Annotated in this window: 24 protein-coding genes and 1 tRNA gene; 17 read left to right on the top strand and 8 right to left on the bottom strand. The window is 61.3% G+C overall.

Annotated elements, in window-relative coordinates; genetic code table 11:
- Positions 1-17 precede the first annotated feature (17 nt).
- Together BSZ35_RS15625 and aroB are read right to left on the bottom strand one after the other, a co-directional pair.
- On the bottom strand, positions 18-4,844 hold the full coding sequence (locus BSZ35_RS15625) for a translocation/assembly module TamB domain-containing protein (RefSeq protein WP_146110132.1): 4,827 nt from the start codon (positions 4,842-4,844) through the stop codon (positions 18-20).
- Positions 4,845-4,928: 84 nt separating this feature from the next.
- Entirely contained in the window at positions 4,929-6,011 is a 1,083-nt protein-coding gene (gene aroB / locus BSZ35_RS15630) for a 3-dehydroquinate synthase (RefSeq protein ID WP_105013311.1), read from the bottom strand.
- A 209-nt stretch (positions 6,012-6,220) separates the two neighbouring features.
- Between aroB and BSZ35_RS15635 the strand changes: the two genes are divergently transcribed.
- From BSZ35_RS15635 to BSZ35_RS15645, 3 genes are all read left to right on the top strand, one after another.
- Positions 6,221-6,799 carry a class I SAM-dependent methyltransferase gene (locus tag BSZ35_RS15635; RefSeq protein WP_105013312.1) on the top strand — a complete coding sequence of 193 codons (579 nt, stop codon included), beginning with the start codon at positions 6,221-6,223 and terminating at the stop codon, positions 6,797-6,799.
- 71 nt (positions 6,800-6,870) lie between these two features.
- The gene (locus BSZ35_RS15640) at positions 6,871-7,647 is read left to right on the top strand and encodes an NRDE family protein (RefSeq protein ID WP_105013313.1); all 777 of its coding nucleotides are present in this window, start codon (positions 6,871-6,873) and stop codon (positions 7,645-7,647) included.
- A 197-nt stretch (positions 7,648-7,844) separates the two neighbouring features.
- A complete protein-coding gene (locus BSZ35_RS15645; RefSeq protein ID WP_105013314.1) occupies positions 7,845-9,071 on the top strand; it encodes a bifunctional alpha/beta hydrolase/OsmC family protein in 1,227 nt (408 codons plus the stop codon).
- Positions 9,072-9,083: 12 nt separating this feature from the next.
- On the opposite strand, the gene BSZ35_RS15650 is transcribed toward BSZ35_RS15645, so the two are convergent.
- Positions 9,084-9,500 (bottom strand): DUF488 domain-containing protein, encoded by a 417-nt coding sequence (locus tag BSZ35_RS15650; RefSeq protein WP_105013315.1) that lies wholly within the window; start codon positions 9,498-9,500, stop codon positions 9,084-9,086.
- Positions 9,501-10,004: 504 nt separating this feature from the next.
- Here BSZ35_RS15650 and BSZ35_RS15655 point away from each other — a divergent pair.
- Positions 10,005-10,253 (top strand): hypothetical protein, encoded by a 249-nt coding sequence (locus BSZ35_RS15655; RefSeq protein ID WP_105013316.1) that lies wholly within the window; start codon positions 10,005-10,007, stop codon positions 10,251-10,253.
- 20 nt (positions 10,254-10,273) lie between these two features.
- Here BSZ35_RS15655 and BSZ35_RS15660 read toward each other — a convergent pair whose 3' ends face one another.
- Together BSZ35_RS15660 and BSZ35_RS15665 are read right to left on the bottom strand one after the other, a co-directional pair.
- A complete protein-coding gene (locus BSZ35_RS15660; protein ID WP_258096746.1) occupies positions 10,274-11,299 on the bottom strand; it encodes an iron ABC transporter permease in 1,026 nt (341 codons plus the stop codon).
- On the bottom strand, positions 11,296-12,267 hold the full coding sequence (locus BSZ35_RS15665) for a helical backbone metal receptor (protein WP_105013317.1): 972 nt from the start codon (positions 12,265-12,267) through the stop codon (positions 11,296-11,298). Before BSZ35_RS15665 ends, BSZ35_RS15660 begins: the two co-directional genes overlap by 4 nt.
- Positions 12,268-12,733: 466 nt before the next feature.
- Between BSZ35_RS15665 and BSZ35_RS15670 the strand changes: the two genes are divergently transcribed.
- The 3 genes from BSZ35_RS15670 to BSZ35_RS15680 all read left to right on the top strand — a co-directional run bounded on the left by BSZ35_RS15670 (position 12,734) and on the right by BSZ35_RS15680 (position 15,729).
- Complete coding sequence (locus BSZ35_RS15670; protein ID WP_105013886.1) at positions 12,734-14,122, top strand: sigma-54 dependent transcriptional regulator; 1,389 nt, start codon at positions 12,734-12,736, stop codon at positions 14,120-14,122.
- Between the two features lie 295 nt (positions 14,123-14,417).
- A complete protein-coding gene (deoC, locus tag BSZ35_RS15675; RefSeq protein ID WP_105013887.1) occupies positions 14,418-15,119 on the top strand; it encodes a deoxyribose-phosphate aldolase in 702 nt (233 codons plus the stop codon).
- A 49-nt stretch (positions 15,120-15,168) separates the two neighbouring features.
- Positions 15,169-15,729: an SPOR domain-containing protein gene (locus BSZ35_RS15680; protein ID WP_105013318.1), complete on the top strand. Its 561-nt coding sequence runs from the start codon at positions 15,169-15,171 to the stop codon at positions 15,727-15,729.
- Between the two features lie 82 nt (positions 15,730-15,811).
- Here the strand turns inward: BSZ35_RS15680 and BSZ35_RS15685 are convergent, their stop codons facing one another.
- Both BSZ35_RS15685 and BSZ35_RS15690 read right to left on the bottom strand, forming a co-directional pair.
- On the bottom strand, positions 15,812-17,194 hold the full coding sequence (locus BSZ35_RS15685) for an aminotransferase class V-fold PLP-dependent enzyme (RefSeq protein WP_105013319.1): 1,383 nt from the start codon (positions 17,192-17,194) through the stop codon (positions 15,812-15,814).
- A 52-nt stretch (positions 17,195-17,246) separates the two neighbouring features.
- A complete protein-coding gene (locus tag BSZ35_RS15690; protein WP_105013320.1) occupies positions 17,247-18,323 on the bottom strand; it encodes an FAD-dependent oxidoreductase in 1,077 nt (358 codons plus the stop codon).
- Between the two features lie 256 nt (positions 18,324-18,579).
- Between BSZ35_RS15690 and thiO the strand changes: the two genes are divergently transcribed.
- The 5 genes from thiO (at position 18,580) to thiD (ending at position 22,837) form a co-directional block, all read left to right on the top strand.
- Positions 18,580-19,716 (top strand): glycine oxidase ThiO, encoded by a 1,137-nt coding sequence (thiO, locus tag BSZ35_RS15695; RefSeq protein WP_105013321.1) that lies wholly within the window; start codon positions 18,580-18,582, stop codon positions 19,714-19,716.
- Complete coding sequence (thiS, locus tag BSZ35_RS15700; protein WP_105013322.1) at positions 19,713-19,946, top strand: sulfur carrier protein ThiS; 234 nt, start codon at positions 19,713-19,715, stop codon at positions 19,944-19,946. Before thiO ends, thiS begins: the two co-directional genes overlap by 4 nt.
- A 422-nt stretch (positions 19,947-20,368) precedes the next feature.
- The gene (locus BSZ35_RS15705) at positions 20,369-21,196 is read left to right on the top strand and encodes a thiazole synthase (protein ID WP_105013323.1); all 828 of its coding nucleotides are present in this window, start codon (positions 20,369-20,371) and stop codon (positions 21,194-21,196) included.
- Between the two features lie 79 nt (positions 21,197-21,275).
- The gene (locus BSZ35_RS15710; RefSeq protein WP_105013324.1) at positions 21,276-21,908 is read left to right on the top strand and encodes a thiamine phosphate synthase; all 633 of its coding nucleotides are present in this window, start codon (positions 21,276-21,278) and stop codon (positions 21,906-21,908) included.
- Between the two features lie 89 nt (positions 21,909-21,997).
- Positions 21,998-22,837 (top strand): bifunctional hydroxymethylpyrimidine kinase/phosphomethylpyrimidine kinase, encoded by an 840-nt coding sequence (gene thiD, locus BSZ35_RS15715; protein WP_105013325.1) that lies wholly within the window; start codon positions 21,998-22,000, stop codon positions 22,835-22,837.
- A gap of 5 nt (positions 22,838-22,842) precedes the next feature.
- On the opposite strand, the gene BSZ35_RS15720 is transcribed toward thiD, so the two are convergent.
- A complete protein-coding gene (locus BSZ35_RS15720; RefSeq protein ID WP_105013326.1) occupies positions 22,843-23,250 on the bottom strand; it encodes a hypothetical protein in 408 nt (135 codons plus the stop codon).
- A 401-nt stretch (positions 23,251-23,651) separates the two neighbouring features.
- On the opposite strand from BSZ35_RS15720, the gene BSZ35_RS15725 reads away from it, so the two are divergent.
- The 5 genes from BSZ35_RS15725 (at position 23,652) to rplA (ending at position 26,014) form a co-directional block, all read left to right on the top strand.
- Positions 23,652-23,725, top strand: a tRNA-Trp gene (locus tag BSZ35_RS15725).
- A gap of 121 nt (positions 23,726-23,846) precedes the next feature.
- Positions 23,847-24,029: a preprotein translocase subunit SecE gene (secE, locus tag BSZ35_RS15730; RefSeq protein WP_105013327.1), complete on the top strand. Its 183-nt coding sequence runs from the start codon at positions 23,847-23,849 to the stop codon at positions 24,027-24,029.
- A gap of 64 nt (positions 24,030-24,093) precedes the next feature.
- The gene (gene nusG, locus BSZ35_RS15735; protein ID WP_105013328.1) at positions 24,094-24,648 is read left to right on the top strand and encodes a transcription termination/antitermination protein NusG; all 555 of its coding nucleotides are present in this window, start codon (positions 24,094-24,096) and stop codon (positions 24,646-24,648) included.
- A 104-nt stretch (positions 24,649-24,752) separates the two neighbouring features.
- Positions 24,753-25,187 (top strand): 50S ribosomal protein L11, encoded by a 435-nt coding sequence (rplK, locus tag BSZ35_RS15740; protein WP_105013329.1) that lies wholly within the window; start codon positions 24,753-24,755, stop codon positions 25,185-25,187.
- Positions 25,188-25,300: 113 nt separating this feature from the next.
- Positions 25,301-26,014 carry a 50S ribosomal protein L1 gene (rplA, locus tag BSZ35_RS15745; RefSeq protein ID WP_105013330.1) on the top strand — a complete coding sequence of 238 codons (714 nt, stop codon included), beginning with the start codon at positions 25,301-25,303 and terminating at the stop codon, positions 26,012-26,014.
- Positions 26,015-26,048 lie beyond the last annotated feature (34 nt).

Consider the following 26,048-nt stretch of genomic DNA (forward strand, 5'->3'; position numbering starts at 1 on the left):
GCATTGAATTCCCATTTCTACATGGGGCGCTCATTGGTAGATGGGGTAGTTCCGGTGCTCGTGCCTTCAGGCGAGTCCTCGTTGTTCCGGCGAGCGACGGGATCGGTAGCAGGGGTGGCCTTGTCGTTCGGGTCGTCGGGAAGCAACCAGCCGAACACACGCCTGAAGAGTTGTTGCCACGTGGAAAACTCCGTCTGGTACGACAGGCCGGCGCCCGTACTGCTGGTGAGGGTTTGTCCTCGCGTCAATTCGTCGCCGGAGCGGCGATAGAAGGCCTCCACGCTTACCCGATTGCTCAGGCGTAACTCCACGACGAATTCGCCCTGCGGCCCCTGGGCCTGTCGCTGGTCGGGGTCATCCCCGGTGTACACCCCTTCCCCCCGGATGACGAGGCGCTCATTCAGAAGCCGGAGCGCGACGCCGTAGATGAGATCCAAATCGTTGGGGTCCTCGCCTTGCACCCCAAAATTCAAATCCACGTTCGGGAGCGCAGCGCCGAGGTACCGATTGAGCTGGCTGGCCACGAGCTGGGACACGCTATTGAAGGCCAGTTGCCGGCCAGCAGTGTTGAGGCTGCCGCTCGTGGTCCCGTCCTGGCCAGTGGTCCGGCCCTGGGTGAAGGACTCTGTCGTCAGGAGGAACGTGTTGGTAAGAAGGACACTCGTGGCGTACTCGGTGGTACGGTCGGCCTGATTGAGAATCGCATCCAGCGTTTGGGAGCCCACCAGATTGTCGCGCTCGTCACGGACGAGGCCCAGACTTAGATCCACTTGGGGGGTCTCCACTCGCCCCCCGATGTCCAACTGCACACGGACTGGAATTCGGCCCTCATCGCCACTGTAGCTGGGCAGGCCGGCCGGGGAGGCACGCGTGCGGTATTCCGCTTCAAGGTCCAGTTGGGCGTTGGTTGGGGGGCCGTCCCACGTAAGGGTGCCACTGTTAATGTTGAATCGGCGCACGAAGACCTCGCCAGCCGTGAACAGGTAGTTTCCCCCTGTGACGTTGAAGTCGCCGTAGACAAAGAATTCTCCTTCCTGGCGCTGGAGTTGAATGCGACCGGAGCCGACGGCGGTCACTACGTCGCCCACCACCGGGTCGAACACGAGGTTGACCGTCGATTCCTCGGGGGCGCGTACGTTGATGTCAATCTCCATGCCTTCGAGGAAAGACGGTTCCCCCGCGGGACGGTCGGAAAAAATATTGTCGCGGCGAGTCAGGTCGCGGAGATCCGGAATCTGGCCGGTCGAGTCGGCAAAGACAATAAATCCCGTGCCGTCGTCAACCCCGCCCTCCGATACTGGAATGAACAGTTCGCTGTCGGGGGTCGTCCGTGCGCTTTCGGAGCGAAGGGTGGTGTTAGACAGAGGGCCGGTTAGGGTGGCCGAGCCAGACGCGCGAATCTGGCCGTAGAAGGCAAGATCCTCTGCATTCGTGACGTCGACGATTTGCAACTCGTCCAGCGCCGCGGAGAGGTCAAAGGAGAAAAACCGGTAGTCGTTGAAGAGGACGCTTCCACGGAGCGTTGCCGAGCCCCGCCCATCGTCCACGTTCAGGCCTTGTATGTGTATGCCGCGCCGATCTACGTTGACGGGGCCGCTTGCGGTGTACGATAAGCCAAACTGGGGCAAGGCAAACTGCCCATTGTGTACCTGCATCTCGGCGTTGAAGATGGGACGTTGGAAGCGCCCATTCACGTGGATGGTCCCGGCCGTGTAGCCTTGTGCCTTGGCCAGATTCTCGTCGAAGATATACTTGAAGAAGAAGAGGTCGGCCCGATCTACGGTTGCTGTGAGGTCGAGTTGGTCGGGGGAGGCATCCGATGCGGAGGCTGTTGCTTCTGCCCAGCCCGGTAGGCGAATGGTTCCCTTCAGTTGCAGCCGGTTTTCCTCAATGACACGGGGACCGTCAGGCACGAGGTTTGGGCCCGAGAGACTGTCGAGAGACGAGGGGCCGGGGGTCAGAGCGGCGTCGAGGAGAAGGTCGGGCGTATTCGGCATCAGACGGCTACGCACACGAAGGTCGCCAAGCACCCGACGGTCGAACGTAAGGCGGTGCACCTGGAAGCCACTCCGGACCTGTGGTTGTTGCCAGCCTCCCGTAACGGCAATCCGGCCGGTCAAGCGTCCTCCGAGCGGTCGAGAAAGGTTGGCAAGCTGACCCACGGGGTACAGGAGAACATCGGTAAATTCGGCCTGGAGGGTGTCCGACGAGGTTGAAGAGATCGTTCCGTCGAGACGAATCTTCTGGGTGGTCTCAGCAAGTGGGCGCGCACTTTCCAGGTTGAGGGAGTCCACTACAATCGCATCGGTATACGTCGCGATCGTGCTGGGGGATTGGTTGATCCAGGCATGCTGCCCGGCGCCTGCGTACAGATCGGTAATTCGGAATGTGGGCGCGCCCTGTACGGTGACCTCACTCGCGAGGCGAAACGGACCCATCGGGCCGAGTCCATCTGCTTCAGCCTGGAGTGTCCCCGTCCGGTGGGCGAGGTGGAGCTCGGTGGACGGACCCACCAGTGCTCGGTCTCCGACGCGGTGAGTATCCGCCTCTACGGAGAGATGAGTCTGGAGCGCATCGAATGGATTGGAACGAAATGGGCCGGAGAGGGCGAAGGACGTGGCGAGAGAGTCGAACCGGCTTGCTCCCATCTGTAGGCGATCCGAACGTACGTTTCCCTGGAAAGCAAGAGTGTCGGGGCTAATCGTAAGGGACGAGGTTGCCCGAAACTGGTCGGCCTGAGAGGGAGCCCCGGGCCACCACCGGCGAAGGAGGTCCATGCGGTGTATGGAGAGGGTGGCCTGGAGCTGAGTGGGAGCGTCCCGGTTGGTTGTCGTCATTGCCGCCTGGGCGCGGGAGCGAGCCGTGCCTGGCAGCGCATCTGAAACTGTAGACGTGTCGGTGGGGGCAGGGGAACGAGACGCCGCTCTCATCTCTTGCCGGGCGGCTCGACGCAGTGTCCTGACCCACAGGGAGCTGGAGGTGCGAAGCACTGGATGCAGTAGGTCGCCCTCGACCTGAGCCGAGGCAAGGGTGCCCTCCAGACGAAGGCGCGGCTGTGACGACGAGCGGGGCGCTAGGTCAAGGGCCATTCGGTGTGGCGGGAGGACGGTGATGCTGTCGCCCCGTTGAACCCGGGAGGTGTCGACCGTCAGCTCGACGCGTCCGGCAAGGGTATTCCAGGCCTGTCCGCGACCCTGCGTAGCGAGGGTTGCATTGAGCTGGGTAGAAGGAAGGGCGCGGGCGGTGCCGGCAAGGTCGAAGTTGGTGGCGGCGGCGGTAAGTGCATAGAGAGGGGCAGAGGCGGTCGCGTCGAGGGAGCCCTTCAGCGTGAGACGGCCTCCTGCCGGCTGCTGAAGAGAGGCTGTTCCCTGGACGATTTGGTTCTCAACCTGGAGTTCGAGGGTTGCAGTTGAGACCCGGCGGAAGCCGAGACGGGACTCGGAGAGTGAGGCCTGTACGGTGCTTCGAAGGGTGGAGGGCTGTGCTCCTTGTCCCTGAACCGAGAGGGTGCTCGTGAGGCGACTCTCAAGGCGAGGATTTTGGGTCAGTGGGGCAAGGTTAAGGCTATCCGTTTGGAGAGAAGCCGAGTACTGCAGCGGACGTGTAGAGGTCCGCGCCACGTCGAGTGAGCCCCGAATGGTGCCGGGACGACCCTGAGCAAACAACGTCCCCTCGAGATTGAAAGAGGGACGTGTCTGCGTGCGCCATTCGACAATTCCATCCACCGTGGCTCCAAGCTGGATGGGGCCGATTGCCCCCATGCGGTTCAGCGGAGCGTTGGGCCATACTGTTCGCACGTCCCCAGCGTGAATCGTGCTTTTCAGCAGTTGAGCTTCAAGGTTGAGGGAGTCAGGGAGGCCGAATGCAGTCCCCTCAACAGCGAGTGTGGACCGGTTATGCGTCATCGTCAATTGATTCACCACGAACCGATCCAGAGAGCCGCCCACGCGTCCCTCCACCGTAACAACATCCTGAAACGGCAGGCGCGGCACCAGGCGTTGAAGCTCGTCGTAGTCAAGCCGGGTTTCGCTCAACTGGAGGTCGACAGACGATTCGGATAAGCGGGAGGGAGCATGGAGCGTTCCCTCTGCACGCAGTCGCGTATTTCCCAACTGGAGGAGAAAGGAGGTGAGGTGCCACCGGTTGCCTCGCTTTTCAAATTGGCCCTGAGTGGACGACAGCGACAGATTGTGTTCGGGAAGGCGAAACGCAAGCGAGGCGACCTCGATCCGGGGCGTCGAGCGGTTCCATTCGACGGTCGCTTCGGCCTGGAGACTGTCGAGGCCAGAGCGGGTATAGTCGAAGAGCCATCGATTACTCACGGATTGGGGCGCGGGCCCGGTCCGGGTGGTCGTAATGCGTCCCTCTCGGATGGTAATGTCCGGGGCCGTGATGGCGAGCGACCGGTTGGTCGAAGGGGAGGGGGACGTACGGGTCAGGGCGCGCTCGACGTTCCAGGTGCTGTCGGCGTACCGGTGGAGGGTGAGGTGCGGACGGATGAGTGTGATGTCGCCCACGGAGAGTTCCGCAGAGAGAAGGTCACTCCAGTGGGGCGAGGTGGACACTGAGTCGACGGTGGCTACTAGGCGACCGGATGCGTCACGCAGTCGCACCTCCGAGGCCCGGAGGTCGTAGAGGAGGGTGCCGGTCAGCGTCCCGATGCGAAGAGAGCCGGCGAATCGTTCGTCAAAGGCCGACTGGAGCTGCTGGCGGATCTTATCGCGACCGACCTCTGTCCGCGTCAGGGCAAAGAAGAGAACGGTCCCGGCCAGGGCGAGGTACACGCCCGCCCGAAGCACACGCCACGTAATGCGAGCAACAGAGACAGACGAGGAGTTACGCACGGGTCAGCAGCAGTCGGCAAACAAAGTGGGGCCCGGAGGACAAAACACTGATTACACTTTCACGCCAAGAGCGGGAGCGGCGTTTCACGCAGTGCAGGCAAACCGCCAGGCCTGCCGTGCATCCGATTCGGATACGCCGTCGCATACGTAGGCGTGCCCGAGTCGGTCAAGCAGGACGAACCGAATCGTGTCGCCCTCATTTTTTTTGTCGGCGGCCATGGCGTCGTACACGGCATCGAACGAAAGAGCAGATGGATCGGCCTCCACAGGAATGGCCTGGATGAGGTGGTCGGCGCGATCGCGGGGAATGGCGTCAGGATGTCGCTGGTGAGAAAGATAGAGACCGGCTCGCATACCTACGGCTACGGCCTCACCATGCGAGAACGTGCCGTATCCGGCCACCTTCTCAATGGCGTGACCAAAGGTGTGTCCAAAGTTGAGTACGGCCCGGCGCCCGGTTTCCCGTTCGTCGGCACTTACCACGTCGGCTTTTACCTGCACCGCCTGTTCGATGGTGCTTGCAACTGCAGAGCGGTCCTTTCGGGCAAACACGGGCGTCAGGTGGTCCTCCAGGTACTCGAAGAGAGCAGTGTCCCCGATCAGGGCGTGCTTCACGACCTCGGCCATGCCGCCGGTATACTCGTCCATCGGCAGCGTGTCGAGGGTCGTGGGGGCAGCACAGACGAGGCGCGGCTGGTAGAACGCGCCGATCAGGTTTTTGCCGGTTTCGTGGTTGATGGCCGTCTTGCCGCCGACCGACGCGTCGACCTGCGCGAGGAGCGAGGTGGGCAGTTGCACGAGGGGAAGCCCGCGGAGCAAGGTGGCCGCGGCGAAGCCAGCGAGATCCCCAATGACCCCGCCGCCGAGTGCAAAGACGGGCGTTTGCCGGTCGATGCCCCACGTCAGGGCCTCGTCGTAGAGGGTGTGCAGGTGATCAGCGGATTTGGTTGCCTCGCCGGGGGGGAGAACGATGGAATGTACAGTCCACCCGGCGTTCTCAAGCGTTGTGGTGAGCGGCGTGCGGTAATGGGCCGCCACGTTCTCGTCCGTTACCAGGAGGCAGCGGCCCACCCGAAGGTCGGTGTCGTCGAGCAGAGACGGAAGGGCAGTTAGGGAGCGAAAGTAGACGTCATAACTCCGCTCGCCCAGAGCGACGTGTACGGCCATGGGAATGCGTGTTAGTGATTGGAATCGCGCATTCCTTCACGGATGGGGACGGTGGGGGATTCCGGTCTGTGCAGGAATTTGGGGAAGTTTCGGCGAACGGGGCGGCGAGAAACAGATTCAATGCGAGGCCGACATGGGCCGCGCCGAACGCCCCGACGCCATTGGGTCGCCTCCGGTCACGCTTTCTCAGCATACTCTCATTCTTGCCAATGCCGATCCAGTCCGTTCTCGACTTTGCCCATCACGTGGTCGAAGAGACGTTGTCTGCGGGGGACGTTGCCGTCGATGCCACCGTTGGCAACGGGCACGATACGCTGGCGTTGGCGCGGGCCGTCGGTGTAGAAGGAGAGGTGTTTGGGATGGACGTACAGGCAGAGGCGCTCGATCAGGCCCGTACTCGGTTGGCGTCAGAGGGCGTCGAGGAGCGTGTCACCCTTCTCCAAGAGGGACACGAGACGATGGAGGCTCATGTGCCGGCATCGGTGCGTGGACGAGTGGGGGCGGTTATGTTCAATCTAGGATACCTCCCCGGAAGCACGTCGACGCTCACCACTACTCCGGAAACGACAATTCCTGCGCTCAAGGCTGCAAGCGCTCTTTTGCGGCCGGAGGGAGTGATGACGGTGGTACTGTACACAGGCCACGAGGGCGGTCCGGCAGAGGCGGCGGCGGTCGATTCGTGGGCCACTGATCTTCCCCAGGAGAAATTTCAGGCATTGTCCTACCGGTTCGTCAATCAGAAGAATCATCCCCCGCGATTGGTCGTGGTGGAAAAGCGGGCAGCGTGAATAGGGCTGAACTCCAATCTCGGTTCCGTCGTACAGGCAACGCCCATTGTCTACACGCGGACCATGTGCCGATGTGTCTCCTCGTTTTTAGCTACGACCAGCACTCCGACTACCCGCTCATCTTTGCGGGGAACCGAGACGAGTTCTATGAACGTCCGGCTGCGTCCGCAGATCGCTGGGAGGATGCGCCTCATGTGTTGGGGGGACGGGACCTGGAGGCCGGTGGGACGTGGATGGGCGTCACCCGAGCGGGTCATTGGGGCGTCGTAACCAATATTCGGGATCCGCACTCGTACCGGGCGGATGCACGGTCGCGGGGAGCGCTCGTAGCGGAGTATCTTCGGGAGACTCCGGATCCGCACTCGTATCTGGACCGAGTGGCGACGGAGGCAGAGCAGTATAATGGATTCAACTTGCTCGTGGGAACGCCCACGTCGCTCTACTACTTGTCGAATCGCAACGCGAGGGTGCAGGCTGTGGAGCCGGGAATCCACGGTCTCAGCAACGATCACCTCAATACGCCCTGGCCGAAGGTGAAGCGGGCAAAGCGAGGTCTGCAGGCGCGTTTGCAGAAAAATGAAATCACGGTGGACTCGCTTCTTGCTCTTTTAGAAGATCGCCGCCCGGCTCCCGAGGAGCAATTGCCCGAAACGGGACTGGGACGGGAGCGCGAGCGTATGTTGTCACCGATCTTCATTGAGGGGGAGCGGTACGGCACCCGTGCCTCCACGGTACTCCTGATGGAACGAGACGGAACCGTCACGTTTGCGGAACGGACCTTTGAGGCAGGGAGGCCCGTCGAGACTCGTCGGTTTTCATTTACGGTCCGGCGTCAATCGACCGTCTAGCCGCCGGAGAAGGCCGCGAGTACCACGTGGGGGGGCGAACTCCGAGCACCGTCTCTCATCCGGTCCTGAACACGAGCACTGTATCGAAGATGGGGGACAGCAAACGAACTCTTGCCAGTCCGTCTCGGAGGCAAGAGAATGTCGGGGGCGAGCAAACCGTTTTATTCACTCCGTTTCTCTGAAAAGAACGTATCACCATGTCTTTTGAAAAGGTCCGCTTTACAAACGAGCGAGGAGACGAACTAGCAGCTCGGCTCGACCTGCCGGCGGAGGCGTCCCCCGATGCCTGCGCGTTGTTTGCTCACTGCTTTACGTGCTCGAAGGACTTGCGGGCCGTGGGGGCCATCAGCCGTGCCCTCAACCGGCAGAATATCGCCGTCCTACGCTTCGACTTTACGGGAATTGGGGAAAGCGAGGGCGATTTTGCTGACACCAACTTCTCATCAAACGTGGGAGACCTGGTGGAGGCGGCGGAGTATCTGGCGGAGCATCACGAGGCCCCGCGGATCCTGGTGGGGCACTCGCTTGGGGGGGCAGCCGTGTTGCAGGCGGCGCACCGCATTCCGAGTGCCGAGGCCGTGGCGACGATCGCGTCGCCGTACGATCCAGAGCACGTGACGCGCCTTCTCGACGACAAGTTGGAAGAAATCAAAAGCAGCGGGGAAGCGCGTATTACACTGGCGGGACGGTCGTTTACGATTCGGAAGCAGTTTCTGGAGGATCTGGCCGCAACGAAGATGGAAGAGACCATTCGTACTCTGCAGCGGGCCCTGTTGGTGTTCCACTCGCCCGTCGATCAGACCGTGGGGATTGACAATGCGGCGCGCATTTTCGAGGCAGCGAAGCATCCGAAAAGCTTTGTGTCCCTCGACGATGCCGACCACCTGCTGCGTACCCCGGCCGACGCCGAGTACGTGGGCACTGTGCTTGGGGCTTGGGCCCGGAAATACGTTGACCTGGACGAGGAAGCGGCTGTCCACACCGAAGGACAGGTGGTCACCCGCACCGAGGACGAATATCGAACTGAGATCCGGGCGGGGCAGCACTCGCTCGTGGCCGATGAGCCGGAGGACGTGGGAGGAGGAGATGAGGGCCCCACGCCCTACGATTATCTTCTGGCTGCCCTCGGCAGTTGTACAGGCATGACGCTTCGCATGTACGCCGATCGGAAGGGATGGCCGCTGGAAGAGGCATGCGTCCGGCTTTCGCATGAAAAGGTGCATGCGGACGATTGTGAGCACTGCGACCAGGCGGAGGGCAAGGTCGACCGGATTGAGCGAGAGATTGACGTGAAGGGAGACCTGACGCAGGAACAGCGGCAGCGTCTTCTGGAAATTGCGAATAAATGTCCGGTACACCGAACGCTCCACAGCGAAATAGACGTGCAGTCCTCCCTCCGATCGGCAGCCGTGGAGGCGCCGTAATTCCGGAAAAGGCTATTGGTCGGAGAACAGTCCCGGCTGTGCGCGCTCGCTGGGGGCACGAAGATGCGTGACAGAGACCGCCCACTCTTCTGCAAGTCGGGTGGCGACCGTTGATCGATGGCACCGTGCGGGGGCCTGGCATCCACACATCAGCACCGGCGGGCGGCTGAGCGATTGGACGGTTGCCATGCCGAGCTTCGGTTGGGCCAGCTCAATCGGACCCTCCTTGTAGTTTACATTCCCGAAGGCAGGAACGTGCACGTAGCGGGGGCCGAACCGGGCATCGAGTTCGTCCTTTGTAAAGCCGGGCTTCGTGGTCTGTGGGGAGCGCCGAACATCGACGAGTACGGCCCCGAGAAGCTGGAGTTGATCGTCCACCTCATCGGCGGTCCACTGTGCGTATCCGAGGGTATAAATCGGGGACGGCATGAAAGTGATAGTCAAGATGAGACAATGGAGTGTTTGGTCGTTTCTGTTTGGAAATGAGGATACGGAAGGTTCCGCTATCAACTATACAGCTCTCTCATTCCGTGCTCGTGCTGCAAAAGAATATCGAGTGCCCTAAGTACTCTGGGCACGTTCCTCCAGAATAGTTGGAGAGAAACGAATCATGCGGAGCGCTTCACGACGGCCGTATCGTGTTGAGCAACCCGATTCGGGGCAAAGCGGTCCGTGATAGCTGGCGTCTCAGCAGTCCACTGGAGATGGAGGCGACTTTTTTTATCGGCATATCTATAGGTGACCAGTTGGGAAAAGATATGCTGTTGAGATAGGGCCAGACGCTTACGGATGGATCATACGTACAAGGGGGGCGTTACGAAAATATGTGCATTGGAACATGTCAAAAATAGCCATGTCCTTTCGGTCCTTTGAGGAGGGTGTATTCACATCCTAGGACCTCGATAGTCTATTCATTCTTTGCCCCGCAGTGCCATGACTGAACGTATTGATTTTGCCCTTGAGCCGGGCGTAGTAATCTTTGCAATTCTGTTCTTTGTTCTCGTAAACGTTTTGCTGGCAGCAGTGCTCTACCCGTATTTTCGGGATAACTCCTCGACGCAGAAAACGGCGGAGAAAAAGACGCCTCGAGACCTTGTAAAGGAGACGCCCTCGGAGGAGGAGCCTCTGGACGAACGGGTGGACGAGTTTCTGGAGGAAATGCATGGGGAGCGCAGAGGCTAAGGGGCTTTGAAGGGAGGGGGTCATCCGAAGTGATAGTTGCGGCGCCGGAGGAGGATCAGAAAGAACGGCACGCCGCAGAGGGCAGTCAAGACCCCGACTGGTAGTTCCTGTGCCGGGAGAATTGTGCGGGCGGCGAGGTCGGCCCAGCAGAGAAAAATGGCGCCTCCGAGAAAACTCAGGGGCACAAGCCGCCGGTGCGGAACGCCGACCATGAGCCGAACGGCGTGCGGCACGATGAGGCCGACGAAGCCGATGGCGCCGGAGACGGCGACGAGCGTGCCGGTAACGAAGGCGGCGAGGACGATCAGGCCTCGTTTCAGGGCCTCGACCGGCATGCCGAGACTTTGGGCGGGCTCTTCGCCCACAAGCATTGCGTCGAGGGGGCGCGCAAGGAGGAGCATCGTGCCCAGGCCAACCGTGGTGGCGAGAGCGGGGAGAGGGAGTTGCTCCCAACGTGTCCCGTTCAGCGATCCCAGCAGCCAAAACAGAACGGCGCGGAGCTTGTCCGGCTCCGGCGAGGAAAAGGTCACGAACGAGGTCAGCGAGGCCATAAGGGCAGACATGGCCACGCCCGCCAAGAGCAACCGGGCAACCGACACGCGTGGCCCGTCCCGTGCCACCAGGTACACGATGGCGATGGACGCGAGTCCCCCGAGAAAGGCGGCCAGGGGCATCGTGAGGGGTTTGGAGAGAAGGGGAGGAAGAAAACCGAGATAGAAAAAGGAGGCACCGGCGGAAGCCCCACTGGAAATGCCGAGGATGTAGGGCTCAGCCAGTGGGTTGCGCACCAGGGTTTGCATAGCCACTCCGATGATGGAGAGGCCGCCGCCAACGAGGCAGGCAAGCAGGGCACGAGGCAGTCGCAAGTGCCAGACGATGCGGTCCACAATGGGATCGACGGGTCCGCCAATCCCGACGAGGTGATGGCCAAGCACGCGGTAGACGTCCCCCCACCCGATGGCTGTACTCCCAATCGCGACGGTTACCCCAATGGTGCATACGAGCACGCCCACGAGACCCAGGCCGGCGGTCCAAGGACGATTCACGGGGTAGAAGGGCGATTGGTGGGAGTCGAACGAGGATCGGATTGCGCCGTCGGTCCGGAGGGGGAAAAGTGCGCCGGGTGTAGGGCAGCGGCCATCCGGCGGGCTCCCTCAACGAGTCGGGGACCCGGGCGGAGTAGCAGGCTTGGCGGCAGGCTGTAGACGCGATCATTTTGGAGTGCGGGTACCACGTCCCAGGAGGGATGGAGCTCCAGAATGCGTTCCGGATCGTAGTCGCTGCCCCATGCCCCGACGATCACGTCCGGCTTTTCTGTCAGTACGTACTCTTCACTCAAGGTGGGGGCTTTCGTGTCGAGGGAATCCGTGATGCTGCGCCCGCCGGCCGCCTCCACGAGCGTGTGAACATAGCTGCCCGCCCCGAAGCTGTACAGCGTATCGTCACCAATCAGCACGAGCACGCGCGGATGCTCGGCAGCCGGAATGGAATCGGTGCGGGAGCGAAGCGTCGCCATTTGGCGCTCTAGAGCGTGGGCGCTGTCGGCAGCGGTTGCCTCGGTGCCCAGAAGGGTTCCCATTCTCCGGATTCCATCGAACACGTCCGACAGCGAAGAAAACGAAAAGAAGTAGACGGGAATATCGAGGGAAGCGAACGTTTCGGTATCGCCCGGCGGATTTACCTGGTCGGTGGCGAGGACCAGGTCCGGGTTCTTAGCCGTGATTGCCTCAAAGTCGACCGGTAGTGCACTGATTCGATCGAGGGTATCCACGGCCGGGGGATAGTCGTCGGCGGTTGTGACGGCCACGAGCGTTGACCCTGCCCCTGCCGCATATGCAAGCTCTGTGAGGTTGGGGGCGAGGGAGACGACCCGTCGTACAGGGCGATCGATGCGGACGGATCGGTCGAGGTCGTCGGTCAGCGTTGCGTCCGAGCGGTCGGCATCCGACGGGCCGCATCCCGTCGAGAGGAGAACGCTACACAGGAGGAGCCCGAGAACGGAGCGGTGCATCATTGAGGGAGGAGAGAGGGGGAAGCGTCGAAGACAACAAACGACAGCGCCATCCTGTTACGAAGCCATAGACCAGTTGTTGGTTGTTTACACCCGGGGCTTGTGGGTTCGTTGCGCATTCCCGATGGGGAATTCGGCCTGATTCAAGTGAAAACCAACCGAGTAGGAATCTTTCTGAAGGCCACTGCGTCTGCTTTGGTGGCGATTTCGGAAAAAAGACCCGGCATCGGAAAAAGATACTCCCGCCGCAGCTTCACCTAACCGGCGTAGTACAAATCGAAACTTGCCGACGTCCCTCCTTGCGAAGGTGGAGCGTCCGGGAGTGATCCCGCCGTACCGCTTTTCCGCTGAGGCGATCGAGGTGATCGTGCGTTCTAGGGGACGAGAGCTGCGAGACCGACACGTCGGGGGGAGCGTCTTTTATCGGGATGCGTATTCTTTCGCGCTAGACGGAAATGACTTTTCCCACATGAATAAGCGAATCTACGTCGTAGACGACGAGCCGAAGATTGGCAACCTCTTTTCCAATGTGCTCGAGCGCGACGGGTACGAGGTGGACACGTACCTGAATCCCATGTCGATGCTCGATGCGCTCGACGAGGGAGCAAAGGAGCCGGACGTGGTGGTGGCGGACATGATGATGCCGGAGATGAACGGCGTTGAGCTCCTGGAGACGTTGCAGGAGCGTGGGGTGGACGTGCCGGTCATCATTATGACGGCCCACTCCTCGGTACAGACCGCCGTAGAGGCGATGCGTCAGGGGGCGTTCCACTATCTGCAGAAGCCCGTGAATCTAGAAGAGATGCGGGCGCTACTGGAGAAGGCCATTGAGCTCTACGGGGCCCAGCAGGAGCTCGAACAGATTAAGACGGAGCAGCAACAGGCCTATCCGATCCAGGGCATTTTGGGCGAGAGCGATGCCATTGTCCGGGTCCGGGAGACGATTGAAACGCTCTGCAGTGCCTCCAACACGACGGTTCTTTTTTCTGGGGAGACGGGGACGGGAAAGAACCTTGCCGCGAAGACGCTGCACTACAACTCGCCTCGTGCCAAAGAGGCCTTCACGGACATCAACTGTGCGGCCCTCCCGGACAACCTCCTGGAGGCAGAGCTTTTTGGGTATGAGGAAGGGGCCTTTACCGACGCACGCGACTCGAAGGAAGGGCTCATTGAGGTCGCCGACGAGGGCACGCTCTTTCTGGATGAGATCGATTCGATGAGCATGGCGTTGCAGGCAAAGCTCCTTTCCTTTCTCGAAAGCCGACAGTTTCGGCGCTTGGGGGGCGTGGAGGACCTGTCGGCCGATGTGCGCATTCTCTGTGCCACGAATTCGAATCTGGAAGAGAGTGTGCAGGAGGACACGTTCCGGAAGGACCTCTTCTACCGCATCAATGTGGTGAACGTCAAGATGCCTGCCCTCCGACACATGGGCGACGACGTGATGCTCATTGCCCGGCACATGATAAGCGAATTCAACACCGAATTCGGAATGGACGTGAGCGGCTTCACGGACGAGGCCGAGGAAAAGCTCCGTGACCACATGTGGCCGGGCAACGTGCGGGAGCTCCGCAATGTGCTGGAGCGAGCAATGATCTTTACCGACGATGAGCTCATCAGCGCCGAGGACTTGACCCTTGCACCGCCTGGACGGCTCGACGACATGCACTCGTCGGAGGGGGCCTTCCAGTTTCCACTGGGGCGTTCGCTCAAGGATTTGGAAAAGGCCTACATCCGCCGCACGCTCGAAACGCGCACGGACGATAGCTACGCGGAAATCGCGGAGGATCTTGGCATTTCGAAGAAAACCCTTTGGGATAAGCGCAAGCGCTACGATCTGGATGAACTCGTGGAGCGGTAGCGACCGATTCGACATTCTGTGGTCCACATCGGATATTGTCCGAACCGGTCCCGCTCCTGTCCGGCCGGGACGTGAGAGCGACGGACGGTCGTTGGGGAGGGACGCCCGGCTCTCGCTCTTCTGTTACGATTCCCGATAACGGTTTCCTCAACACATGGCTCTCCACGATTCCGAACGGCTTGCATCTGCCCTTCGTGATCTCAAGGAACAGGAGGCGTCTGCGGCCGCGTCGTATGTAGAAGAGGCCCTGACTTCTGTATCGAATCCCCGGCGTCCAGGTTTGGCGGGGCCGCAGATGGTGGAGAGCGCATCGCCGAAAGACATTGCGAAGCGGATTGATCACACGCAGCTCCGGCCCGCAGCCACGGATGAACAGATCGACATGCTTTGTGAGGAAGCCACCACCTACGGCTTCACGGCAGTCTGCGTGCATCCGGTCGCCGTCCCGCGCGTGGCGCAGCGGCTCGATGATACGGCGGTGACGCCCTGCACTGTTGTGGGCTTTCCGCACGGAGCCAACCGGCCGGCCACCAAGGCACAGGAAGCCGAGCGGGCGGTGGCAGACGGGGCGCGCGAGCTCGATATGGTGCTCTCGCTGGGGGCCGTGACGAGCGGTCGGTATGCCGATGCCGAAGCCGATGTTCGGGCAGTGGTTACCGCCGCTCGGGATCGGGAGGATGCGGTGGGGCACCGCGTTCAGGTAAAGGTCATTCTCGAAACGGCGCTCCTGTCGGTCCCGCAGATTGCCGTGGCCTGCGTGATTGCCCGGCGGGCCGGGGCCGATTTTGTCAAAACCTCGACGGGGTTTGCTGCTCACGGAGCGCGTGCGGAGGACGTGGCGCTGATGCGGCAGGTTGTAGGAAAAGAGCTCGGCGTGAAGGCGTCCGGAGGCGTGGGCTCCGTGGCCGACGTTGAGCGAATGGTTGCACATGGGGCTACCCGGATTGGGGCCAGTGGCTCTGTTGCGATCATGGAAGAAGCGCGAGCGTCTGCGTAAGGGGGAAGTCCTAGCTGTTTCCTTTCTCGGACAAGATTTGTGAGCTTAGATGTCAGCATCACGCCTGTTTGTATTTTCGATACTCGCCCTGCTAGTGCTGGGGGGCTGTAGTGGGCCGTCGCAGAGTGGAAACGGGCAGAATACAGGGCCTTCTCCCTCTGATCCGGGCGCGGCGAGGGGCGATGCGGCTCGGGTTTCCGTGGCTCAGTACGAGACGTTTGACGTGACGGAGTACTCCGTGCGTCCGCCGGAGCAGACCGTCGAAGTAGCGCACCGGGTGCCGGGTCGGTTGATGCGCGGGCGGGCCGACGAGGGCGTGAAGCAGACTGTGGAAGGCTTTCGCATTCAAGTCTACTCGGCTCAGGATCAGGAGGCGTCCCAGGACTTTCGAGAACGGGTGCGTCGGTGGTGGGACGAGGTGAAGGCAGATGCGCCTCAAGACCTTTTTCGGTCGCCGCCGCCCATCGTGATTGAGTACTCGCAACCCTACTACCGGGTCCGTATCGGGGCCTTTGCTGAACGAGAAACGGCCGCTGAGGCGCTCGAATTTGTGCGAAAGGAGTACTCGGGGGCCTTCGTGGCGCGGAGTACCGTTACCGTCGTGCGCTAGCGGGAGAGGCAGGAGGGGCGTCCTCCGTTCGATGCACGAATCGTCGCGGTATGCTGCCCTAGGTGGGGGGGAGAGGGCTTCGCTAGGCGGCCAGGGACGACAGGCGCTCGACGAGCGCGTCGGCATACGTCTCGTGCTCTGGTTTCATGAGCACACTTCGCAGCACGGCGGCGTCGTCCTGATCGGCCTTCAGGGAGGGATGCAGGGTTTGCAGGGTCTCGGCCGGGAGGCGGTAGAGGCTCGTAAAGACCGGATCGTCGGTTGCGTTCATGGCTGTCTCGAAGAGGCGCTGGCTCGCCGCATCGACGGCGGAGAGGGTGGGAGAGTCCGGCGTGGGAAAATACGCGACAATGTCCGTTTCCGGGGGGGCGAGAAGGGTGAGCGCATCGGAGGTCTCGACCGCCTCGGCCCAGGTGCGGGCGGCGCGGAGGCAGGCTGCGAGGATGGCACCCACTCCATCATTGGGGGCCAGCGGCAGGGCCTTCAGTGTGCACCAGAGTGCCCCGGCCGCAGCTCCGGCCCGCGAGCATTCCAGGCTGATCTCGCCGAGGTGCAGCTCGTCGGACGTGAAGTAGGTATACGGGGAATCGTGCTGATAGAAGCGCCCCACCGTTGGGTCGCGGAAGAGAATGCACCCGCATCCGTAGGGCTGCAGCCCGTGCTTGTGCGGGTCGATGGCAACCGAGTCGCTTTCAGCAATTGCCTCGAAATGAGACGCCGGGAATCCGTTCAGGTCTGGGGCCTGGTCGTAGGTCATGAGGCGGAAGAAGCCGCCGTACGCTGCGTCGACGTGCACCCGGGCGTCGGAGTCGCGGCAGAGCGGGAGGGCGTCGGCAATTGGGTCGACAGTGCCGAGGCCCGTCGTGCCGGCTGTGAGCACTACCGTCCCAATGTCGTGCGTGTCTAGGAGGGTGTCGAGCGCGTCGAGGTCGAGTCGGCCGTACGTATCCGTCGGGACTGAGACCATCTCCATCTTGAGCACTTCGCTCATGCGGCCGTGAGTGTAGTGGGCATTCTCGCTCACAGCGATGGCCTGATCGGGATGCAGTTCGCGGGCCACCCAGAGGGCTTCGAGGTTGGCCACGGTGCCGCCGCCGGTCAGGTGGCCGAGCGTTTCGTCCGGCAGGCCCAGCATTTCAGCGAGGTCGGCCACCACTTCTTGTTCCATCTGGCTGGTCGGGGGGCCTCCGTCGAGGGCGTGATTGTTAGGGTTGATGCGCTGCGCAGCAGTGTATGCCGCAAGGGCCACCGGATGGGGAGGCTTCAGCATCTGCCCGGCGTAGCGCGGATGATGAAACGGATAGTTGCCCTCTAGACGCTCCAGGTACTCGTCCATTGCAGCGTCGAGGCGGTCGGGATTGACCCCAATCGAGGAGTGATGCTCAAACGATCCCCAGGAGGCCTCCCAGTCTTCGACGTGCTGCAGGGCGCGATGGAGGAGGGCTTGGGCGGAAGGATAAGACACGAGGCTCTGTGTTGAGTGTGAGACGTTAAGAAGCTTCTCGGCGAAGAGGGCGCTAGGCCTCAGGAGGATGGATGGCGTCGGGGAGGAGGGGAGGGTGCTGGAGATATTCCGGTACCCGGCGGGCCAGGAGCGGAGCGGTGAGGAGTCCCTTTGAGCCCAGAGCGGTGAACGTCCAGATCCGTTCGCGGCGGGGCATTGGACCGAGAAGAGGCAGGTTGGTGTCGGTGTGCTTCACCCGTACGCCGGCTTGTTGGTCCAAAATCGGCGTCTCGTCCACTCCAGGCACCATCCGGGCGGTCTTCTCGCGAATATACGCAGTGGCCTGCGGGTCAGGGGTGAGGTCGTCGAAGTTGTTATCGTAATTGCTGCCCAGCACGAGGGCTTCGTTGTCCGGAACGACGTAGCCTCGACCCGAGAGGGGAACGAGCATGCCGGAGAGCGTGTCGGGGCGCTTCACACGAACGGTTTGTCCTTTTACCCCCGTAAGGCCAAGGTGCCGCAGCTCTGGAAACCGGGCGTACCCCTGCCCGAGGGCCAGTAGCAGCCGATCAGCGTGGAACTCTTCGGTCCGTCGTCCCCGTCCCACCTCGACAGTAGCGGTCGATGGCGTTTCGCGCCAGTACACGACCGGGGCCTCCGTCTCAAGGGTAGCCCCCCGCTCGTGCGCCGCGGACAGCAGGGCACGCACCATTGCCGGAACGTCAATCGCTCCTCCGCGAGGAACGAAAAATCCCCCTCTCTCGCTTTGTACGCTGGGGAATCGTTCTTGCAAATCCGCCGGCGTGAGCCACTCTGCCAGGTCCGGGTGTTCTGTCGCGGCTTCACGAAATGCCGCTTCCTGGTCCTCGTCAATGATGGGGCGGAGAACACCCTGAGGAGGAAAGAGCGTGGGGGCATCGGCCTCTTCCAGAAGCGATGAGACGGCGTGGAGAGCGTCGCGGAGGCGCCAGACCGGACGTGCACGACGACCCATAAAGGGATTCACCAGTCCTGCCGCTGCGCCAGACGCTCCCGAGGCGGGTTGTTTCGCTTCGAGCACGAGGACATCGTGGTTTGCGCTGAGCGTGAAGGCAGCACAGGCGCCCGCCAACCCTGCACCCACAATGATCACATCCGCATCGTATTTCATTTCGACACCGCCAGTTCATGGGACTCTGTTCGGAAAATCCACACGCACGAGCGACGGATCCGTTCGGGACATCATCGGGCACTGACCCGTTAAGACTCCGCAGTTGTGGTGCACTACAATTCCGGGCAAAAAGAAGACTGAAAATAGGGGACGGAGAAGACCGAGGGAGAATCCACCCTCGAAATACAGCGACCACGCTTGGAAGGAGCAATCCTTCCGTTTGTTCGCATCTCGTGAAGCAGTAAGCTGTGTCGTCATGGACGATGTCGTCATTGTGGGAGGGGGGACGATTGGCCTCTCGATTGGGTTTGAGCTGGTGCGGAGGGGCGTCGATGCTACGATCCTGGAGAGAGGACGTGCGGGACGAGGAACCTCATGGCAGGCCGCCGGCATGCTCGCGCCCGATGCGGAGATCGGATTCGAAGAGTTGGAGCTCTACAAGTTGAATCGGGAGAGCCTACGCCGCTGGCCCGATTTTGCGAATCGGGTGGAGGAGGCCAGCGGCATGAAGGTCGACTATCGGGACGAGGGCACGCTCATCGTAGCCGACGACCGCGACAGTGCCGAGGCGATTCGTCGGTTGTTCGAGTTTCAAAAGGAGCAGGGACTGGAGGTCGAATGGGTGACCGGAGACGAAGCGCGCGACATCGAGCCGTTCGTCGCCCCTCGCCTGTCGGCGGCCATTTATTCGAAGTCCGATCACCAGGTTGACAACCGGCGCTTGCTGAGGGCGCTGCAGGTGGCGTTTGAGGCAGAAGGCGGGACGCTCCACGAAGAGTCGCCGGTGGCCGCCGTCGTGCCGGACGACAAGCAGCCTGCAGCAAAGACGGCGGACGGCACCCGCGTGGAGGCAGACCAAATTGTCGTGGCAGCGGGGGTGTGGTCGCGTGAACTGGAGGGGTGGACGCCCGATACACAGCCGCCAGTGCGTCCGGTGAAAGGGCAAATGATTCAACTACAGCGCAAGCGTCCGTTTGACCTTCAGCATGTGATTCGAGGGCCGGACGCGTACCTTGCGCCGAAGAGCAATGGCCGAGTCGTCGTGGGCGCAACGAGTGAAGAGATGGGGTTCGATACGACCGTCACGGCCGGTGGTCTCTATGATCTACTGGAAGGAGCATGGGAGGTCGTGCCCGGCATCTACGATCTGCCCGTGGACGAGACCTGGGCGGGCTTGCGGCCCGCTAGCCGAGATCATGCGCCCCTTTTGGGGAAAACGGCGGCGCCAGGGGTAACGATGGCCACCGGGCACTACCGCCACGGCATTCTCCTCACCCCCGTAACGGCGGAAGAGATTGCGAATCTGGTACAGACAGGGGAAACCTCGTCGTGGCTGGAGCCGTTTTCTCCCACGCGCTTTTCCGATGCTCACTCATCTCGCTCGCTGGCATGAGTTCTGCCGCCGATTCTCAGATTCCGGTCACCGTGAACGGCGAGGCCCGGACGGTGCCCGACGGATATCCGCTTACGGGGGTGCTTCGGGATCTCGAAATCGACCCGGGACAAGCGACGGGCGTGGCCGTGGCCATCAATGAAAGCGTCATCCGCAGCCAGGATTGGGACGAGGTGACACTGTCGGAGGATGACACGGTAGAAGTCATTCAGGCCCAGCAGGGCGGGTAGAGGAGGCGAGGACGGGGAGCTTGTGATTTGCGCTCGTTTCCGCAGCCGCTGCTGAGGCTTTCATCGCCCGCCCCCAGTTCGGAGCGTATACGTGTTTGCCGCCCCGGACAGAGGGGGGCGGTCCGCAGTCGGTGCGCCCCGCTGGACGCACAGCCTACGACATGAAACCGGCTGCGTCGTGGGCTTAGAGACTGTTTTGATTATTTAGCGGGTTGAGAGTCGACGAGAAATGGATGGGCGTCCGTTGCTCAGAAGGCGCCTCCGTTGGATCGTGACGATCTACAGTCGTCGCGCTCTGCTTGAACTGCCACCGTGTGAAATCAAAACAGTCTCCTTGCTTCTTGGAAAAGGAATCGACAGCGCCCGATCCACGCAGCTCCTCCGGGTCAGAACCACTCTCAGATACGCTACAACGAATTGGTATGGCTGACGAGGTACACGCGAACGGCTCGGCGAGGTCGAAGACGAACGACAGGCTCGTAATCGGTGGGCACTCCTTTTCGTCCCGCCTTATCGTCGGCACGAGCCGTTATCCCAACCCGCAGGTGATGCTTGATGCCCTGGACGCCACAGGCACCGAACTCGTCACGGTCGCCATCCGCCGTGTAAACGTCGAAAATCCGGCACCGGAAAGTCACCTCGATCTCCTCCGGAAGGGGGGGTACCAGATTCTTCCGAACACAGCCGGTTGCTACACGGCGCGCGAGGCGGTCCTGGTTGCACAACTCGCACGGGAGGCGCTCGGCACCGACCTCATCAAGCTAGAGGTCATCGGGGACGACGAGACGCTGATGCCGGACGTAGAGCAGTTGCTGGATGCTGCCAAGACACTGGTGGACGACGGCTTTACGGTGTTTGCGTACGCCAATGACGATCCCATTACCTGCCGCAAGCTGGCCGACATGGGCTGCGCCGCCGTAATGCCTCTAGGGTCTCCGATTGGCAGCGGCATGGGAATTGTCAACCCCTACAATCTTCGTATTATTCGTGAGGAGGTCGACAACACCCCCCTCATCGTGGATGCAGGCATTGGGACGGCGAGTGATGCTGTCACGGCTATGGAATTGGGCTACGACGGCATTTTGCTGAACACCGCCATTGCGGAGGCGCAACATCCCGTTGAAATGGCCCACGCGATGCGGCTTGCTGTGGAGGCGGGACGACACGCACATCGGGCGGGGCGCATCCCCCGTCGTCTCTACGCACAGGCGTCGTCTCCCACCAGTGGACAGGTGCAGGTCGACGCGTAGGATGATTGCTTGTGCACACGGCGTCGATTGGCACTGATGGGCGCGACGCCATTTTTCTCAATCCTCGACCCTGGACGGCATGGCCGAACTTCCTTATCCGCGTCTCGCGCTCATTGCAGACGGATTTACAGACGAGGCCCGGGCCGAGCGGGCCGTAACGGCGGTGCAGGCCGGTGTCCGGTGGGTGCATCTCCGCGACCACCAGGCCGGTCCGGATGCGTTCGAAACCGCGGCACGACGTATCACGGACCGACTTCGCGGCGTGGCGAGCGACGTCACAGTGACGATCAATACGCGACTTGGGGTAGCAGAGGCACTGGGCACGGGGCTTCACCTGGGCTGGCGTGGGCCGTCGGTGGCGGAGGCGCGGGAGACCCTCGGAGAGGAAGCGCTCCTCGGCTACTCGGCTCATGAGGAGATTGAGATTGAGGGGGATCGCGTGCCGGACGTAGACTATTACTTCTTTAGTCCTGTGTATGCCACCTCCAGCAAGCCGGACCAGCCCCCGACGGGGCTTTCGGCGCTCCGGTCATTTTGCCGCACTGCGGCCCCTACGTCGACTCTTGCCCTTGGGGGCATCACGCCGGAACGAGTGCAGGCATGTCGGGCGGCCGGAGCGGAAGGCGTAGCCGTACTCTCAGGCATCATGGAAGCAGAGGTGCCCGTTGCCGCGACGCGTGCCTACCTGCGGGCCCTTGGCGAGTTGGCCTGACCGCTCCGTCGGCAGAGTGCGCTCGGGGGAGAACACAAGGAAAGGAATGTATCGGAGGCAGATCGAATCCAACAGGCTTAATCCAACTCATGTCTAAACCCGTAGCCCTGACCATTGCGACCAGTGATTCGGGCGGTGGCGCCGGCATCCAGGCCGATATCAAGGCAATGGAGGCCAATGGGGTCTTTGCCGCATCGGTGCTGGCTGCCGTGACTGCTCAGAATACCGAAACTGTTGCGGAGGCCCATGAACTGCCGTCGTCGCTCGTGTCAACCCAGATCGACGTGGTCGCAGAAGACCTGGATGTGCAGGCGGTAAAGACAGGAATGCTGTTTACGGCCGACATCATTGAGACCGTTGCTGAACGCATCGAGGCGCACGACCTGCAGCCGCTCGTCGTCGATCCGGTGATGATATCGAAGTCCGGATTCAAGCTGCTGAAAGACGACGCCATTGCTCCGATGCTTGAGGTGCTGATGCCGCGGGCGGCGGTCGTAACGCCGAATGCGCATGAGGCCGCACACCTCACCAGCATTGAGATTGAGACCGTCGAGGATCTTCGGCGTGCGGGGGAGGCGCTGTACGAGAAGGGACCGGAGGCCGTGCTCGTGAAAGGAGGACACCTGTCCGATGAAGACGAAGCCGTTGACGTGCTGGTGGACAGCACGGGGGTACAGAAATTCACCGCTCCCCGAATTGATACCAAGCACACGCACGGCACGGGTTGCACCTATGCGTCGGCGATTGCGGCCCACCTAGCGAAGGGATATGAGCTTCACCAGGCCGTCGGTCGTGCCAAGCGGTACATAACGGGCGCCATTCGGCATGCGCTTCCGCTGGGGAAGGGGCGGGGACCAACGAATCATTTCTTTCACCTCGACGGGGAGGCGGCCGTTCAGGCGGTTCAGGTCGATTCCGCGCAAGGATAGAAACGTTATTCGTTTCCTTCGTTCGCATCTTCTGCGGAAGGCTCCTCGATTGTAGCGGTGTCCGGCACGGCAGCCGCATCTGATGACGACTCCTCCGATTGCGACTGCTGTACGGAGTGGAGCAGGTCAATGCGGGCCTGATACTGCTCCACGAGAAGCGACGGAGGGCGCGTGTCTTCCTGTATGGTGACGACCTCATTGCACACCATCTCGATGGCGCGCCTGGCCACCGTAGAAGGGGACAGCCCAATCTGCTGAGCCACGGCGCGAAGGCGCTCGGCCCGTTCGTGCGGCATGGACAGACGGAGCGACACATGGTTGTCATCGTCCGACGGCGTCGTTCCCTGGCCCTCGGACGGCGGATTGTACAGCGTGGCCGGGTCGGATGGACGGTCGGAGGAAGAATCGCTCACGGAATGAAGAAGATGTTGGACGAGTCGGTGCGGGAGATCAATACGCAGATAATATGCCAATTGAAGAAAACCCAGTATGGTGCCTCGGGTTCGTAATAAACGTGAAGTATTTGTAGACAGGTCGGCGATACCGGCTTCAGCATTCACGCACACTGGGGGAGTGGGCCTATTTTGCGGAATGTTCGTTGAGCATCGGGGGATGTTGAGAATCTCCCGTCCCTCCGCTACGTAACTACTTTTTCCGTAATCCCCCGGTCCCAAGTTTGGCCGGCTCGGCTTTTGGGGCCGTTCCGGCGGAGCATGGACGGTCCGGAACTTTGGGGACTTCACGTAATACAGCCGAGTCGGATCGTGCGGGCGCTGTGCGATCACGACGGGCGCGACACATTTTAGTTATCCACACGGGCGTAGCTCAATTTGGCAGAGCAGCGGACTCCAAATCCGCCGGTTGGGGGTTCGAGTCCTCCCGTCCGTGCAACCCCATTGCGGATGCGGCGTGAAGTGGGCGCCGGCTATAGCACCGGATCCCTGGTGTTCTTCGGTGTGGGAGTATGTAGATCGCCGCTAGGTTCCTTCATTGACTGCCCTCTGGCACTATGTGGATTTGGGAGTACCTCCAGAACGTGGCTTCGGAGATGGAGAAGGTAAACTGGCCAAGCCGCGATGAGCTCATCAGCAGCACCCTCATCACGATTGTTGCGACCTTTTTGGTCTCGGGGTTTATTTTCCTGACGGATCAGGCGATTAGCACCGTCCTCGAATTCATCTACCAGCAGTAGGGTGTCGAGCAAGAGGTCGCGGCACGTCTGACGCCATCAATCGCACAGATCGATCCCATTCGTCATGGCTGAGGAAAACGACGACACATGGTACGTTCTTCGGACCTTCTCGAACCACGAGAAGAAAGTGCGTCGGTACCTCGAAAGCGAAATTGAGCGGATGGGGTTGGAGGATCAGGTGAACGAAATCCTGATCCCGACCGAGACGGTGTTTGAGATGAAGGGGGGCGAGAAGAAAACCAAGGAAAAGACCTTCTTCCCGGGGTACATCCTGCTGAACTGCACGTTGACCCATAACCTCAAGGAGATGGCAGAAGACCTGCCGTCGGTGATTGGGTTTCTGACGACAGGAACTGGAGACGACCCGACGCCGCTTCGAAAAGAGGAGGTCGAGCGCATTCTCGGGAAGATGGATCGGGCCGAGGAGCGAGGGGAGAAGCCCGAAATTCCCTTTAAGGCCGGCGATCCAGTGAAGGTGGTTGACGGGCCCTTCGATAGCTTCAATGGGTTCGTCGAGGAGGTCTATCCGGAAAAAATGAAAGTGAAGGTGATGGTGTCCATCTTTGGGCGGAAGACGCCTGTGGAGCTCGATTACCTTCAGGTTGAGCACGAAGAGTAAGGTGGCGGTCTCCACTGGAGACGGCTATTTTCGCAAACTGTTGAATAAACCGGCGGAAGTTGCCCGACGACGGTCGGGGGACGCTCGCACCGCCCACTGAGCACATGGCTGCACCTGTAGAATCGCAAATCAAGCTGCAAATTAAAGGCGGACAGGCCAACCCGGCGCCGCCCATTGGGCCCGCGCTGGGGCAGCATGGCGTGAACATCATGGAATTCTGCAAGGCGTTTAACGCCGAAACGGAAGACCGGATGGGCACCCTGCTGCCGGTAGAGATTACGGTCTACGCCGATCGCTCCTTTGACTTTAAAGTCAAGAGCCCACCGGCCTCCATTCTTCTCAAACAACGGGCCGGTATCGAGACGGCTGCGGGCGATCCGCTCCGCGAGCATGCCGGCACCGTGTCCTGGCAGGACTGCATTGAGATTGCCGAGCGGAAGATGGCAGACCTGAACGCCCACACGGCTGAGCAGGGCGCCCGCATGATTGCCGGCACAGCCCGCTCGATGGGCATTGAGGTTGAAGGGAAGCCGGAGTAACGTCGCTCGGACGCCTTGCTTTCGCAAACGATGATCTTTTCACGCGGGAGTTTGGTCCGTTCGGAGCGATCCGGTCGCGGGCGAACGTCTGAACCGCACAACCGCACCCAATTATGGCAAACGCAGAAGGAAAACGGTATCGAACCGCGAAGGAAGTTGTCGATGAACAGGAAGAGCCCGTTAGCCTCATGCAGGCGACGGAGCTCACCCTGCAAACGGCGACCGCCAATTTTGACGAATCGGTGGACATGGACCTCCGGCTCGGGGTCGATCCCCGCCACGCCGACCAAATGGTTCGGGGCTCCATTACGCTTCCGCACGGTACTGGGCGGGACGTGACGGTGCTTGTCTTGGCCAGCGAAGGAAAGCAGGAGGAAGCAGAAGAGGCCGGCGCCGACTACGTAGGGCTCGATGAGCACATCGAGCGCATCCAGGAGGAGAACTGGTTGGATTTCGATGTCGTCATCGCGACGCCGGACGTCATGGGACAGGTGGGCCAACTCGGCCGCATTCTTGGTCCTCGCGGCCTGATGCCGAACCCGAAGAGTGGAACCGTGACCATGGATCTCGCCAAGACGATTGACGAGGTCAAGTCCGGGAAAATTGAGTTTCGAGTCGATCAGAGCGGAAACCTTCATACTCCGATCGGCAAGGCCTCGTTCTCGGCTCAGGAGCTTTACGAGAACGCGAAGGCCTTCCTCACGGAAGTGGTGCGGCTTCGACCGCCGTCCTCGAAGGGCCTCTACCTGCGCTCCGTGACGATGTCCGCCACGATGGGGCCTCCCATTCGGGTGGATCGCAGCTCCGTGCTGACGGAAGCCCGGTAGCGTGCTGCCGCTCCTTCGCGATTCCCTGAACCGA

This window comes from Salinibacter sp. 10B, assembly GCF_002954405.1.
Classification (GTDB): domain Bacteria; phylum Bacteroidota; class Rhodothermia; order Rhodothermales; family Salinibacteraceae; genus Salinibacter.